At 41.4% G+C, this 15,969-nt stretch carries 11 protein-coding genes; 5 read left to right on the forward strand and 6 right to left on the reverse strand.

Annotated features, from left to right (window positions below; translation table 11 throughout):
- Window positions 1–10: 10 nt before the first annotated feature.
- Window positions 11–1,540 carry a glucose-6-phosphate dehydrogenase gene (zwf, locus tag V1500_RS15590; RefSeq protein ID WP_409300605.1) on the reverse strand — a complete coding sequence of 510 codons (1,530 nt, stop codon included), beginning with the start codon at window positions 1,538–1,540 and terminating at the stop codon, window positions 11–13.
- Between the two features lie 206 nt (window positions 1,541–1,746).
- On the opposite strand from zwf, the gene V1500_RS15595 reads away from it, so the two are divergent.
- The 4 genes from V1500_RS15595 (at window position 1,747) to V1500_RS15610 (ending at window position 4,024) form a co-directional block, all read left to right on the forward strand.
- Window positions 1,747–2,109, forward strand: coding sequence for a winged helix-turn-helix transcriptional regulator (locus V1500_RS15595; RefSeq protein ID WP_409300607.1), 363 nt, complete (start codon window positions 1,747–1,749; stop codon window positions 2,107–2,109).
- Window positions 2,110–2,349: 240 nt separating this feature from the next.
- Window positions 2,350–2,997, forward strand: a complete 648-nt coding sequence (gene hxlA, locus V1500_RS15600) for a 3-hexulose-6-phosphate synthase (protein ID WP_409300582.1) — start codon at window positions 2,350–2,352, stop codon at window positions 2,995–2,997.
- Window positions 2,998–3,003: 6 nt separating this feature from the next.
- The gene (gene hxlB, locus V1500_RS15605) at window positions 3,004–3,561 is read left to right on the forward strand and encodes a 6-phospho-3-hexuloisomerase (protein ID WP_409300581.1); all 558 of its coding nucleotides are present in this window, start codon (window positions 3,004–3,006) and stop codon (window positions 3,559–3,561) included.
- Window positions 3,562–3,913: 352 nt separating this feature from the next.
- Entirely contained in the window at window positions 3,914–4,024 is a 111-nt protein-coding gene (locus V1500_RS15610) for a GapA-binding peptide SR1P (protein ID WP_409306012.1), read from the forward strand.
- 1,339 nt (window positions 4,025–5,363) lie between these two features.
- Here the strand turns inward: V1500_RS15610 and V1500_RS15615 are convergent.
- The 4 genes from V1500_RS15615 to gltB all read right to left on the reverse strand — a co-directional run bounded on the left by V1500_RS15615 (window position 5,364) and on the right by gltB (window position 13,644).
- Window positions 5,364–6,533: an MFS transporter gene (locus V1500_RS15615; protein ID WP_409300608.1), complete on the reverse strand. Its 1,170-nt coding sequence runs from the start codon at window positions 6,531–6,533 to the stop codon at window positions 5,364–5,366.
- A 529-nt stretch (window positions 6,534–7,062) separates the two neighbouring features.
- The gene (locus V1500_RS15620) at window positions 7,063–7,353 is read right to left on the reverse strand and encodes a hypothetical protein (protein WP_409300610.1); all 291 of its coding nucleotides are present in this window, start codon (window positions 7,351–7,353) and stop codon (window positions 7,063–7,065) included.
- Between the two features lie 239 nt (window positions 7,354–7,592).
- Window positions 7,593–9,074, reverse strand: coding sequence for a glutamate synthase small subunit (gene gltD / locus V1500_RS15625; RefSeq protein WP_409300612.1), 1,482 nt, complete (start codon window positions 9,072–9,074; stop codon window positions 7,593–7,595).
- Window positions 9,075–9,093: 19 nt separating this feature from the next.
- Entirely contained in the window at window positions 9,094–13,644 is a 4,551-nt protein-coding gene (gene gltB / locus V1500_RS15630; protein WP_409300613.1) for a glutamate synthase large subunit, read from the reverse strand.
- 134 nt (window positions 13,645–13,778) lie between these two features.
- On the opposite strand from gltB, the gene V1500_RS15635 reads away from it, so the two are divergent.
- Window positions 13,779–14,681, forward strand: coding sequence for a LysR family transcriptional regulator (locus V1500_RS15635; RefSeq protein ID WP_409300615.1), 903 nt, complete (start codon window positions 13,779–13,781; stop codon window positions 14,679–14,681).
- Between the two features lie 606 nt (window positions 14,682–15,287).
- Here V1500_RS15635 and V1500_RS15640 read toward each other — a convergent pair.
- Window positions 15,288–15,884, reverse strand: coding sequence for a hypothetical protein (locus V1500_RS15640; RefSeq protein WP_409300617.1), 597 nt, complete (start codon window positions 15,882–15,884; stop codon window positions 15,288–15,290).
- Window positions 15,885–15,969 lie beyond the last annotated feature (85 nt).

The raw sequence follows: 15,969 nt of genomic DNA on the forward strand, positions 1-15,969 counted from the left end.
ATTTTGCTAACTACCACCACTTAAACCCGTCTTCTAGCAATAATTGATTTGCTTCATCTGGCCCCATTGAGCCAGCAGGATAAAAACTTAAGGGCAAATTATTCTCTTGAAATGCTTCTAAGATAGGCTGAACCCATGCCCACGACAACTCAACCTCCGCCCATGGAACAAAGAAAGTACAATCGCCGCGTAAAGCATCCGCTAATAAAAGTTCATAGGCCTCTGGGATGTCTTGTTGGTTCGCCAGAAATTTTACGGTTACTGGTTCAAGCTTTCCATTATTTACGGGATTTTTGCTATTGAACTGTAATGAAATACCTTCATGAGGGCTGATTTCAATAATTAATAGATTCGGAGCAGTTTCCTCGTTTGTAGATTTATATAAATCTTGAAAACACTGTTTAAACTCAATTACAATACGAGTTGACTTTTCTCTCATTCGTTTGCCAGTACGAATATAAAACGGTACACCACTCCAAAATGAGTCATCAATCCACAACCGTGCAGCGACAAACGTATCATTTAATGAGGAAGACTCAATGCCAGGTTCTTCTCTATACCCTGGCACAGGTAACCCATGAATGATCCCTTGTTGATATTGACCCCGTACCACATTCTCAGATATACGATGTCTGGGGAGCGGTCTTAGAGATTCCATCACTTTTCTCTTCTCATTTCGGATTTCCATTGCGCTTTTCTGTTTAGGCTGATGCATGGCCGTCATCATAACCAGTTGCAGCATATGGTTTTGGATCATATCACGAATCGCGCCTGCTTTGTCATAGTAACTCGCTCGTTCTTCCACTCCTACTGTTTCACTCGCTGTAATTTGAACATTAGCAATATATTTATTGTTCCATAGTGCTTTGAACATTGGATTAGCAAATTCCAAGGCTTCTATATTCTGAACCATAGGCTTTCCAAGGTAGTGGTCAATCAGATAAATTTCATCTTCTTCAAAAGCTTCACTCAGTCTTCTATGAAGTGCACGCGCGGATTTCAAATCATGGCCGAATGGTTTTTCTATAATCAGACGCTTCCAGCCTGTTATGGATCCCAATCCACTCGCCTTTATATTTGCAGTAATTACATCAAAAAACTCTGGGGAAACTGATAAATAAAACAACCTATTTTCTGGGATATCGAGGTCCTCTTCTGTCTTCCTTATAATATCTAGTAATTTTTGATAACTTTCGGTATTCGTAACATCTAAAGAAATGTAACGAAATGAACTTGTAAACTCTTTAATCTTGAGTTCATCATCAGTGGAACGCCTCGAGTATGCTTTAATGGAATCCTCGACATTTTTCTGAAAAATTTCATCCGACCATTCCCTCCGACCTAAACCAATAATAGCAAATGATATTGGTAACTTTTGATCTAAGAATAGATTAAACAACGAAGGATATATTTTTCGTTTAGCCAGGTCTCCTGTTGCTCCAAACAATACAAATGTCAACGAATCTAACTCCAACGGTGTTACAAAAGATAAACTTTTTTGATTCAATTTAGGATTACGAGGAACGGTTATCCCGCTCATATTTTCCCCTCCTCTGTTTGAATATGTTGTAAAAACAGCTTTTTTGACAGTTGCAAGCCGTAAAATATTTCAATTTTTACTTATTGATGTCTCCAGTATAATATTTACAATTTTTGATTGTAAGTACGCACTTTTTTATTATATAGTATTAAATAGCACACTATTATTCAGACTATTCTTATAATTTTTTAGGAGGGAAATAGAAGATGGGGCATCTTTGTGAAAGAACTTTTAATTGCGAGAAGGAGTTAACCTTATCGATAATTGGTGGTAAATGGAAGATGGTAATTATGTGGCACCTAGGAAAAGAAGGAACTAAACGCTTTGGTCAGCTTAAAGCAATGATTCCTGGCATTACACAAAGGATGCTCGTAAGTCAGTTGAGGGAGCTTGAGGAGGATTTGATTGTGCATCGACAAGTTTACCCTGTTGTTCCTCCGAAGGTGGAATATTCACTGACAAAACGCGGAGAAAGCTTATTGCCCATTCTAGAGGCTATGTATGATTGGGGTAAAGACTATATGGAAACTGTACTGGAAACCCAGATTGAAACGACAAAGTCCTTATAAATAAAATAAATGTAAGGGCTTACATTTATATAAAGAATGACACACACGTGGCTTTTTTTCCCTGCTACATGTGTTTTTTTTCTTTAATTTTGCCAGTATATAATCCTTCATTGTTCCTCAAATAGTATATTTCGAAGCACTATATGATATTAAAGTGCATACTTCCTTTCTGTTAAATATCTAACTAGAATAAGAGTTGTATCACACTAATATCAAAATAGTAAGGGAGCTGAAGGAATTATGGAACTTCAATTGGCGTTAGACCTTGTAAACATCCCACAAGCAAAGGAAGTGGTGAAGGAAGTCGAGGCATATATCGATGTGGTGGAAATCGGCACGCCGGTTGTCATCAATGAGGGCCTTCGCGCTGTAAAGGAAATCAAGGAAGCATTCCCGTCCCTCACGGTACTCGCTGACCTGAAGATCATGGATGCAGGAGCGTACGAGGTCATGAAGGCATCCGAAGCAGGTGCGGACATTATCACTGTTTTAGGGGCCACGGATGATGCCACCATCAAGGGGGCAGTGGAAGAGGCAAGGAAGCAGGGCACAAAAATCCTTGTCGACATGATCAATGTCAAGGACATCGAACAGCGTGCCAAGGAAATCGATGCATTGGGAGTGGATTACATCTGTGTTCACACAGGATACGACCTGCAGGCTGTAGGGGAAAACTCCTTCCAACAGCTTCAGACAATCAAGCGCGTCGTAAAGAATGCAAAGACTGCCGTGGCAGGCGGGATCAAGCTCAATACGCTGCCGGAAGTGATCGAGGCACAGCCGGACCTTGTCATCGTAGGTGGCGGGATTACCGGACAGGAAAACAAGCAGGCCGTTGCTGCCGAAATGCAGAAATTGGTCAAAAACGGTCTTGTGAATCAACGGTAATCACTCATGAAGACAGTCGAATACGCATCTGAAATCGTAAAAGAGTTGAACCGGACCATTGACCTTGTTGCTGAAGACGAAGCCGAGAGGCTCGTCAACCGCATCCTCGAGTCCAAAAAGGTTTTCGTGGCAGGTGCGGGCAGGTCCGGATTCATGGCCAAGTCGTTCGTCATGCGGCTGATGCATATGGGCCTTGACGCCTATGTGGTGGGCGAGACGGTGACCCCAAGCATCGACCAGGATGACCTGCTGATTATTGGCTCTGGTTCCGGCGAGACCAAGAGCCTTGCGTCCATGGCCGAAAAGGCAAAAAGTTTAAGCGCTTCCATTGCGGTTGTCACAATCTCACCCGATTCGACCATCGGGAAATTGAGCGATCTTGCAATCAAACTGCCCGCCAAGCCAAAGGCCGGCACTGACAGCGATTACAATACCATACAGCCGATGGGCTCCTTATTCGAGCAGAGCCTGTTGTTATTCTACGATGCCATCATCCTGCGCCTAATGGAACAACGCGGATTGGAATCAGGCGTCATGTATGGACGCCATGCCAATTTAGAATAATATAAAAATTATTACCTCAATATTCTATGTACCAATCTTTTTAAAGCAGCCTGTAGCAAAATTCAAGAATGACCTGCTTTTGGCTGCTTTAATTACTTTTATTTCGAGGAAACCTCCGTGTTAACTGTTTTGTCATAGAGGTATAGTTCATTTAAGATTTTGTTCCTTTGCTAATTTTCATAGATAAGAGTTTTTCATGCTATCACTTATTTTTTGGACGATAAAGTCCCTAAGTACAACTTACGATTTGCAACGTTTCATAAGTAAGTTAAATTGTAATAATATAGCACTAAAAATGTAGCGGCTAATAGAGCGCCACTAACTGGAAGGAGCGAAATTCGTGGGAACTATTGTGTGTCAACATTGTAATAAAACGATTGGATACTATGAGGACGAAAAAGTCAGGGTTCTTTATTCTCGGTGCGGATGTAATGATCATAATTCCTTAGAAGCAAATGAATAACTGATTACGTACCATAATGGTAAATCTATTAAGTTTGCTCCTTATTAAATAAAAACAATGAGACAAACAACATTACGAATTAGATTAGTTCTGCTTTCAATATAGCCGGTTTGCGTACCATAACCCCTTCTGGGAGTTTTTTTTGTTTTTAAAGCATTCTGCCAAATATGTATTTATCAAAAAAAATATAAAATCATTATATATTATGCATACCTTTGCTCAATTGTCTTACCAGGTGTTACTAGCGGGTACTATGGATTACCTAATTACAATCAGTTAACATAAGGCCCAGTATACCTGCAGATTGGCATATTACCGTAGAAAACAGTAGACAGCAGCTTCAGAAAAACGGTAGTTACTAAGCTTTGTTAACGTTGAAAATATTCATACCATTATTCGTCTTGTTTAGGGCTGTTCAAATTTAATACCATCCCTCTTATCAATTTGACCTACTCTTGATCCAGCCTTCGATAAAGGGTGCAGTAATTATTAAACATAACTTACTACGCTGTGGGTCCCTTGTTTCCAAGCATGAGAACCTATAAAAGAAATATTCTTTTTATTATATATCATAAAGAATGACAATTTTAAACTAAAAATACATAATTATGACAAAATGTTAATTTAATTTGTGCTACATTTCGTCATAAATAAGAAGACGCAGCTTAAGAAGCTTGCTTTGTCTGATTTAAAAGTTTTTTTGCATGCCACTCGCATCCTGAATGTCTTAACGCCTTAAATAATCTTTCATTGACACCTTTATAACCAAAAGGACCGTTGAAGACTTATGCATACGATAAATGAGTTATCCAATCCAGTTCTTTTAAACTGGAACCAGTGAGTCTTGTTCGGCTAATAAATTCAATTGGCTATATCGTTTCATCCGTCACCCCGCCTACATGAATATTGTATGTGCTGCCTGTCAAATGCTACACTCACATTTCACCGCATACTTTCCTACCCTTTGATACCCATCGTGCTCAAGTTTGGAGTGTACGGTACAAGGTACTTCCGGATAGACCAATATACGTACCAAACCGAACAGTTCTGTTCCGATGACCGTTTTGGAGCCTCCCCACTTCTTTATATCTTCCCTTTTAATTACCTTTACCACACATTAGGAAACAGGAATTTTCACATCATGTTTTTTATTTCTGTTTACCTTTCTGACAGTCTCAGATGGAACTGTCTTTTTTCCAGTAATCGAGGAAACTCCGATTGATTTCAGATAGTTACCTCTTCCATTTTGCTATATGATCCTTGTGACAAACCTACTCAAGCATCTTTATTGTTATACACTAAAAAAGACTGCCTTTTGGCAGCCGTATCTTTGCTTGATTTATTCCATAATCTCTTTGGAGACAATTAAAAAATAAACTAAAAATGCGCCACAAATCAATGCCACAAAACTGTACCCGCCGAAAACATCATATATAGAAGAAAAATAACCAAAGCCCAAACCTGTAGTGATAACAGTTAAATTCAGTCCTAATGACAGAAACGAATCGATGGTCGCTCTCATGGAAGTATTAATCCTATGATGCAAATATCCTGTAATAATGGGTTCAATTATACCCGAGAACAGGCATATTAGGCAGATTGCAACTAAACCGGTATATCCTTTGGTCATTGATACATAAAGGAATCCCGCTGCAAAAACGGCGATTACGTAAGAAAGTACAGCCCTGCAACGAAACCGGCTTTTTATTACGTACGCAAGGATATTTCCCGGCAATCTCAAAATCATAATGAGTGCCGAATAAACACCAAAATATACTACCGGTATTTCCAGTCTGTTCAAATATAGCTGCCAGAACTCATCCATAAAACTTACCGCTGCACCTGTAATCATGCCAGCAGACACCACAATTGAAACCCCTGGATTTTTTCTAAAGAAATCCACAGAAGCCCTTATATAAACTTTTATCTCCATTGATTCATCAGATTTGGTTATGACATTTGGCTCAATAAGAGTAAAAGAAAAAAAGATGCAGACCATCATGCTGACAAATGAGATCCAATAATTCAGTTCAAATCCATACAGACCTGCGAAAAAACTCCCGCACAATGCGGCTATTACAGCTGCGATGAAATCGAAAACATTTAAACGACCTAGATATCTTTCAAACTGCTGCTCCTTGCCTATCTTCAATAATGAATCATATAGCAGAGCATTTTCTGACCCGCTGGTTGAAGAAGCAGCAATTCCCGACAGTAATATGGCAACTGTAAAATGCCAAAATTCAGTTGCGAACACCAAAATCAGAAACATGAGACATTCCAGCAAAGCCCCCAGAACGATCATTTTCTTTCGGCCCCATTTATCGGCAATGATGCCGGTTGGCACCTCCAGTAAAACCACGGTGATTGCAAAAACAATTTCTACATATACAACCATTTGGATGGTCATGCCCCTCTGCTCCCAGAACAACCTTTCAATGACATATGCTGGTATGAGGTTATAAAAAAAACGAACGGCATATAATTTCCAAATGTTTTTATCTTCCACGATAGCAGCCCCTCTCATTTTTGATTCCTGAAGATAATCAAAAACAAGGAGGTCCTCGTGACCAAACTATTTCAATACGTTAACAAGGCGGTCTTGCGTTCGTTAACATAGCAACATCTCCTTAAGTTGGTTTGTATAAATTATTCCCTCTACAATATCCGTATACCAAAGGTAATGGCTAAAAATAAGAATTCGATTAACGGGATTCAATTTTCATTTCTTCTTCTGCGTATGCCTAAAAGCACGGGTAAATACAGGATATTGTTGTCGGTGATGTCTGAGCTTTAACCTTTCAGGAAGCCCGCCAAAAAATGTTTTCATGCAATAGCCTATCCTTACATACATTCTCTAAACAAAACTATATTCCCTTCTTCTATGCCACCATCCCCGATAGCCGATAATACAAAAAAGCCACCGACCTGATATTATCCCCTTTAAGCAGACATTCAAAAAACCTTCATGGTACCATAAAGAGAGGAATGTTTATTATGGCAAAAACATCAATCTCAGACCGCTCAATAGCTATCTTCTAATCGACTTTGTAAATGGTACAACACTGAGTGTCATTCCAAAAATAATAAGCCAGAGTGTAACCCGGCTTATTTCGTGCTCCAATTAATTGCTTGTCCCTAAAATATGCGTCTTCTACGAGAAGAAAAAATGGCAGCGATAAAAACGAAGGAAAAAAACGCCTCCTGGAACGTGAACGGATAACTACTCCGCGCGGCGGATCTACAGCGTCCATTATTCCACGATGCTCTCTGCCATCCCGATCCCGCACAATGACCTCCCGGCCTATGTGTCTCATCAACTGTGGCATAAGCAATCCCCCTTTGAAAGAGTCACCGCTTGAATAATATAAAAGAACATGTGGCGGCGTATTATATCCTATTTCTTTCTATTTTAAGGTGGAACGGCCATTCTGCAGCTTATACAAAAAAATGTAGTTGATGAATTCTTTTCGTGTAGTTATTAATGACTGTTTATGAATAATTTAACGAAATAGCTCATCAAAAAAAGATGGCCGATTTAAAATCGAACCATCTTTTTTGACTTGAATTAAGGAAGAACCGTTGCACCCATCAAATAGCGGTCGACTTCCCTTGCTGCTTCACGGCCTTCATTGATTGCCCATACGATTAAGCTTTGGCCTCTTCTTGCATCACCTGCTGCGAAAACACCTTCAACATTTGTTGTGTATTCCCCGTATGCAGCTTCAATTTTATTATTGTTCGCAGTCACTCCAAATTGAGATAACAGCGGCTGTTCCGTCCCTTCAAAGCCGATAGCGATGAACACATGCTGTGCAGGCCAAACTTTCTCCGTTCCAGGAACTTCATTAAAGACAAACTGGCCGGTTTCAGATTTTACTTTTTCCATCTGTATCGTTATCAGCTCTTTTACATTCCCATCCGCATCTGCAACAATTTCCTTAGTCTGAATTAAATATTTTCGCGGGTCCTGGCCAAACTTTGCTTCTGCTTCTTCATACGCATAATCCAGCGTGTATACATCAGGCTGTGCCGGCCACATATTTTCGGCGGTGCGTGATGCAGGCAGCTGCGGATGCTTGCCGAATTGTACAACACTCCGGCAGTTTTGACGCAGTGCGGTGGCGACACAGTCAGCACCAGTATCCCCGCCTCCGATGACGATAACATCCTTCCCCTCTGTATCGATGAACTGCCCGTCCTCAAAGCCGGAGTCCAATAAACTTTTTGTAGACGTTGTCAAGTAATCCATCGCGAAATGGATCCCTTTCGCATTCCTGCCTTTTAGAACCAAATCGCGCTGCTTCTGAGCTCCTGTGCAAAGGATAACAGCATCATATTGGCTCTTAAGCTCCTCGGCTGTAATGTCCTTTCCTACTTCGGTATTCGTAATGAAGTCGATGCCTTCCTGGATCAGCAAATTAATCCTGCGCTCCACAATGTCCTTTTCTAGCTTCATATTTGGAATGCCGTACATCAGCAATCCTCCGGCACGGTCTGAGCGCTCATAAACAGTAACAGAGTGCCCTGCTTGATTCAACTGGTCTGCAGCAGCCAGGCCGGCCGGGCCTGAACCGACAATGGCAATCTTTTTGCCGGTGCGGCGCTCAGGAATCCTTGGGGTAATCCATCCGTTGGCAAATCCTTTATCGATGATGGTGCGCTCGATGCTTTTAATGGCGACTGCCGGATCAGAAATGGCGAGGGTGCATGACCCTTCGCACGGGGCCGGACACACACGTCCTGTAAATTCGGGAAAATTATTGGTTTTTAACAGGCGCTCCAAGGCCTCTTTCCATCTGCCCCGATAGACTAAATCATTCCACTCGGGAATCAGATTATGGATGGGACAGCCTGCTGTCCCACGTTCCATTTCCATTCCCATATGGCAAAAAGGAGTTCCACAATCCATGCACCTTGCTCCCTGGCGACTTAACATTTCATTAGAGAAAGGAGCTGAATATTCTTTCCAGTCGCTAATACGCTGCAGAGGATTTCTCTCTTTAGTTTTTTCGCGGCTATATTCCATAAATCCTGTTGCTTTTCCCATATCCCTTTCTCCTTTCTGATTAAATGACTGCTTCCTTATTTTCCAATGGCTTCTTTTCTGTCGCAGCGTTTGCTTGAAACGCACTTAGCACGGCTTGTTCATCATCCAGCCCAGCCTGCTTTTCCTGCTGAATGCGTTCCATCATCCGCTTATAATCATTCGGAATTACCTTCGCGAATTTCGTAACGAATTGGTTCCAGTTCTCCAGCACATATTTTGCCTTCGGACTGTCGGTATATTTCATATGGCGGGAAATCATTTCTCGCACTTGTGTAATTTCCTCTGCATTTTCCAGTGCTTCGAACCCGATCATTTCGTCATTGCATAATGATTTGAACTCTTCCAGGTCATCCGCAAGTACATATGCAATACCACCTGACATTCCGGCACCAAAGTTCTTCCCGGTATTTCCTAAGATAACGACATGTCCTCCGGTCATATATTCACAGCCATGATCACCGATTCCTTCAACAACCACATTTACACCGCTGTTTCGGACTGCGAAACGCTCACCCGCGCGTCCATTAATATAGGCTTCACCACTTGTCGCACCATACAAAGCCACATTTCCGGCGATAACATTTTCTGCTGATATCAGCTTTGAAGCGAGAGGCGATTTTACAATCAGTTTGCCGCCTGATAATCCTTTGCCCAAATAATCATTCACATCTCCTGTTACATACATGGACATGCCTTTCGGTACGAATGCCCCAAAGCTCTGGCCAGCTGATCCTGTAAACCGGAGTGTTATGGTATTGTCAGGCAAGCCGGCTTCTCCATATCGCTTTGAAATTTCACTGCCTACAATCGTGCCAACTACACGATTGACGTTAGTAATCGGGAAGTCGAGTTCAATCGGCTCGAGATTGTCTATTACAGATTGAACTGCTGGCAGAATTTCCTGCATATCAAGAGATTGGTCAATCTTATGGTTCTGCGGTTTCCGGAAAGTACGGTTTCCTTCAGGCTGGTATAACAGTGCAGTCAAATCTAAATGCTTTGCTTTCCAATGTGCTTGTGCACGCTCACTCATGCTTAATACATCTGTTCTGCCCACCATTTCTTCAACCGTTCTAAAGCCCAGCTCTGCCATTAGCTCGCGGACTTCCTGTGCGACAAAACGCATATAATTTACAACATAGTCTGCCTTGCCGGTGAATTTTTCGCGCAGTTCAGGATTTTGTGTTGCCACCCCTACCGGGCATGTATCTAAATGGCACGCGCGCATCATTATACAACCAAGCACGACAAGCGGAGCTGTTGCAAAACCGAACTCTTCTGCTCCAAGCAATGCAGCCATCACCACATCTCTTCCTGTCATCAACTTGCCGTCAGTTTCGAGGATTACACGATCTCTTAATCCATTTAGCATCAGTGTTTGATGCGCCTCGGCAAGACCAAGTTCCCAAGGAAGTCCGGTATGTTTAATGCTTGTTTTTGGCGATGCCCCTGTTCCTCCGTCATAGCCGCTTATTACAATTACATCTGCGGCTCCTTTTGCCACACCAGCGGCAATCGTACCTACGCCAGCCTTTGATACTAGTTTCACACTGATTCTTGCATCTCTATTTGCATTTTTAAGATCATGTATAAGCTGGGCCAAATCTTCAATCGAGTAGATATCATGGTGCGGTGGCGGTGATATGAGACCGACACCCGGTGTAGAGCCCCGCACCTCAGCAACCCATGGATATACCTTGTTCCCGGGTAGCTGTCCGCCTTCTCCAGGCTTAGCTCCTTGAGCCATCTTGATTTGCAGTTCATCTGCATTGACCAGGTAATGGCTCTTAACGCCAAAACGGCCGGATGCGACCTGTTTGATGCCGCTGCGGCGATTATCTCCATTTGCATCAACTTCATATCTTGACGGATTTTCCCCGCCTTCACCGGAATTGCTTTTCGCCCCGAGTCGGTTCATCGCAATCGCCAATGTTTCATGTGCCTCTTTGCTTAATGATCCGAAAGACATAGCTCCTGATTTAAAGCGTCGAACAATGGACTCAACAGGTTCCACTTCATCGATTGGTACGGATGAGCTTGGGTTAAATTCAAAAAGGTTGCGCAGGAACCCGATTCTCTCCTCATTCGCCATTAGCGAATATTGTTTATATAATTGATAATCGCCTTTCCTGCTCGCCCATTGGAGCGTGTGAATCGTTTTAGGATTGAACGCATGATGCTCCCCGGTTTTTCTCCATTGAAAATCACTGCCCGGCTCCAGGGTTTCGTCAACCGAATCAGCATATGCTTCCTTATGCCTGATTATTGCTTCCTGTGAAATGGTATCGAGATCAATCCCGTCTAATTGTGAGGCCGTTCCTGTAAAATATCGCTCAATCACTGCAGAGCCGATCCCTACCGCTTCGAAAATTTGCGCTCCGCGATAGCTTTGTACTGTCGAGATCCCCATTTTAGACATGACTTTTACAACGCCTTCGGTCACGGCTTTTACGTACATTAAGACCGCATCTTCATAAGTCGTATTCAGGCTTCCATCGGCAATTGCCTGCTTAAATACTTCGAAAGCAAGATATGGGTTTATTGCATCTGCGCCATATCCAATCAGTGCCGCAAAATGGTGAACTTCCCGTATTTCACCTGATTCAACAATGATACTTGCCTTCGTCCGGATACCCTTTCGAATCAGTTCCTGATGAATTGCACTTGCAGCCAATAATGGAGGTATAGGCGCTAATTCCTTGTTTATTCTTCGGTCTGATAAAATAAGGATGGCAGCTCCTTCTTCAACCGCCTTTTCGGCTTCAATACAAATCTCCAAAAGTCTTTTCTCCAAATCTTCAGAAAACAAAGTGTCAATGACTGTGCTCTTAAAATCCGGATACACATTGTCCTTTAATTGGGTTAACTGACCATTCGTCAAAATAGGAGTATCAAGCTGGATTCTGCGTGCATTTCCTTCGTCTGGATGGAGCAGATTCCCTTCTGCACCCAGGTACGACATTGTCGATGTAACAAGCTGTTCACGGATGGAATCGATAGGCGGATTGGTTACCTGTGCAAATAACTGCTTAAAGTAGTTGAACAAGGATTGCGGCCGATCGGACAGCACTGCAAGCGGGGTATCATTACCCATTGACCCAAGAGGATCTTTACCCTCTGCTACGATGGCAAGCAAGTATTTCTGCACATCTTCGTACGTATAACCGAAAGCCTTTTGCAGGGTTAACAGATCTGCTAACGGCGCATCTTCCGTATCCAGCAGCATATCATTCATTTTGATAAGCTGTTCATCAAGCCATTTTTGATAGGGGTAAGCCTCCGCTATCTCATTCTTGATCGATTCATCCGAAATGATCCTTCCCTGCTCCATATCAAGGAGCAGCATTTTCCCGGGACTTAATCTATCTTTATAAAGCACATCTTCAGGATCAATATCAATGACGCCTACTTCGGAAGAGAAAATAATATAGTCGTCCTTTGTGACATAGTAGCGTGCAGGACGTAAACCATTTCTGTCCAGGATTGCTCCAATCTGCTTGCCATCCGTAAAAGAAATGGCTGTCGGGCCATCCCACGGCTCCATGAAAGTGCTATGATATTCATAGAAGGCCTTCTTCTCCTTTGAGATATGCGGGTTCTCTGTCCATGGCTCAGGTATAAGCATCATCGCTGCATGTGCGGGCTTGCGTCCTGCGAGAACCAGAAATTCAAGGGCATTATCCAAAATGGATGAGTCGCTTCCATCCGTATCCAAAAGAGGCAGCACCTTTGGCAAATCTTCTCCGAATGCTTCAGAAATAAACTGTTGCTCACGGGCTCTCATCCAGTTTATATTGCCGCGCAATGTATTGATTTCACCGTTGTGGATTAGATAGCGATTCGGATGGGCGCGCTCCCAGCTTGGGAATGTATTTGTACTAAATCTGGAATGAACTAAAGCAAATGCCGACTTAAATGTCTCATGCTGCAAATCCAAATAAAAAGCATTTACCTGTTCAGGCGTCAGCAAGCCTTTATAAACAATCGTCCTGCTTGACAGACTAGCAAAATAAAAGCGAAATTCTTTTTGTTTCGCCCAATTTTCTGCCTGTTTTCGAATCATATATAATTTGCGTTCAAACGCTAAATCATCTAAGATAGCTGCGTTTGCGCCTATGAAAACCTGCCGGATGACGGGACAAGTATTTTTTCCTGTTTCACCGATTTTTTCAATATCGACAGGTACTGTTCTCCAACCAAGAAGGGTTTGTCCCTCTTCTTCTATTAATTTATTTATAACTGATTCAATGTCTTTTTGTTCTGATTCATTTCTTGAAAAGAAAATCATCCCTACCCCGTACCGGCCTTTTTCCGGAAGATTTATTTCAGGGCATGCCTTACGGAAAAATTCATCCGGAAGCTGAACCATCAGACCTGCGCCATCGCCTGTTAATGGGTCGCTGCCTTGCCCGCCTCTGTGATCGAGCTGGCAAAGCATATTCAGTCCTTTGTTTACAATATCATGTGAAGGCTCACCTTTGATATGGGCGTATAAGCCAATACCACAGGCATCATGTTCAAATTCAGGACGGTAGAGACCCTGCGCTTTTGGTAGTTGGTGGTATGTCACGTTTCTCTCCTCCACTTCGTTCATTTTCACGTAGTTCTGTTAATTATAATTGTAGGTTTTCAGATTAATATGAACAATATATAATTTAGATTAAATCAATCTCGATTCAATATATATTAATCTGGAGGTTCAATATGGAGTTACGTCAATTACGTTATTTTATAGAAGTGGCAGAGCGTGAACATGTTACCGAAGCTGCAGAACAGCTCCATGTTGCACAATCTGCAATTAGCTTGCAAATTTCGAAACTGGAAGCCGAGCTTGGAGTTACTTTATTTGAGCGGAAAGGAAGAAATGTAAAACTAACAGAAATTGGCAATATTTTTCTGGCTCATGTTAAAACAGCCATCAAAGCGATTGATCATGCAAAGGCAAAGGTAGATGAGTATTTAGATCCTGAAAATGGAATTATCAAAATCGGGTATCCCACCAGCCTTGCTGGCCATTTGCTGCCCACTGTAGTCTCCGCCTTTAAAGACAAGCAGCCTAACGTCACATATTATTTACGACATGGCTCTTATTCATCTTTAATCGATTCAGTTAAAAACGGGGAAATCGATTTAGCTTTTCTTGGGCCGGTCCCGACAGAAGAATCTGAGCTTAATACGGATATCTTGTTTTCCGAGCGATTTTCCGCGCTTGTTCCGGCCAACCATCCCCTTTCTGACAAAAAAAGCTTGTTTTTAAGCGATTTGCGGAATGATACATTTGTATTATTTCCGAAAGGATACATTCTTCGGAAAATCGCTGTGGATGCGTGCGGGCAAGCAGGCTTTGTTCCTGCCATCGTATCTGAAGGAGAGGATATGGATGCGATCAAAGGACTGGTTGCTGCCGGAATGGGAATCAGCCTATTGCCTGATAGTACGTTGTCTGAAAACATCCCTCGATACACAGTAAAGATTCCGGTAAAAGATCCTCATTTAATGCGTACGGTAGGGGTCATAACTCCCAAAAACCGGGAACTGGCACCATCAGAAAGAGCATTTTATTTGTTTGTCAAAGAGTTCTTCTATATTCTCGAGCAGTATACATAATGAAGAAGCAGCAGTTTCTATTAAACATTCAGCCGCTCCTTTATCATTCACTTGATACGTATAATGCCTTATTGACATGATTTGTTGTTAGACCCTATGTTGCGTTAAAGAAAGGCATCGGGACTGAACTACTTTAGTCCGTTATAGAATTATCCAGCCAGACATTTACCTCTCTTTTAAACACATTGAATGTAGCGCATAAAAGAAACCATTCTTGATCATCAGTTGCGGTTAAAAGCAGCAAAATCCCTGGTTACGATTGGACATTTGCAAGTTGGTGATTCCTACACGGCGGAGAAGTATTCCTTGCTATGTATGGAGTATTGCAGATGGTCCTCCCAAACTCCAGCTTGAGCAAGCCTTCTGTGTTGTTTTTTTATTAGAAAAAACGTAAGACTTATTCATTAAAACTAAGTACCAATGTAGAAAATAAGTATAAAGTCCTGGAATCAATTAAGTAATTTTAAATAACATTACTGGTAAACAATGAATAAGGCAATAAATGATTTACGGGACAGCGAAGGCGGGTAACTGTTATGGGGCGTTATTGAAAAATAAACGCTTTTAGTATTGCTGTTCTCTTTTCAGGTCCGTGCATATACGTTTCTACTGTTCAGGTTGCTTTGCCCTATATTTTCCTTGTTTGATAAACGCCAGTATTCCAGCTATTAAACACGAAATACTGTTTCCAAATAAAAAAGTATAGGGATTAAAATACAGATAATTCAAATGTATGTCTTGCCACCAATTCAGCCAACTACCCATCGGATAATAAAGTCTACCTCTAATCATTGATACAAAATCCGATTGAAACATCATTGATAAATAGCATAAGAACAGGGCAGTAGATACAATTAGAAAATTAATCAATCTATTCTTTTTTAACAGAATGTCATATATTTTCATCGAAATGACAAAACAAAAAGAAAGAAACAGTAATAATGATACAAAAATATACGGAATATGCGGGTTACCATTGCCAGAAATTCTTTGAGGAGAAACAGTCATTAAATCATATATAATATAAAAATTTAAAGCGTTAAACATCAAACAGATAAACCATAATACAGAATTATTATTAATTAGGTTCTTACTTATTAACAGATTTAAAAGTTTAAACGTGATATAAATGCCAAAGGTAAGAAACCCATATAAAATAAAAAATATTAACATATCAGGTAATCCGCCTATCAAATCTTTCATTTCACTCCCCCCTTTATTTCTTTAGTTCATTAAATATTTTTCCAAAATTCACCATATGATTAAACGTAATTCAAAAGCAGTGAAA

Source organism: Peribacillus sedimenti, assembly GCF_046237635.1.
In the GTDB taxonomy this organism is placed as follows: domain Bacteria; phylum Bacillota; class Bacilli; order Bacillales; family DSM-1321; genus Peribacillus; species Peribacillus sedimenti.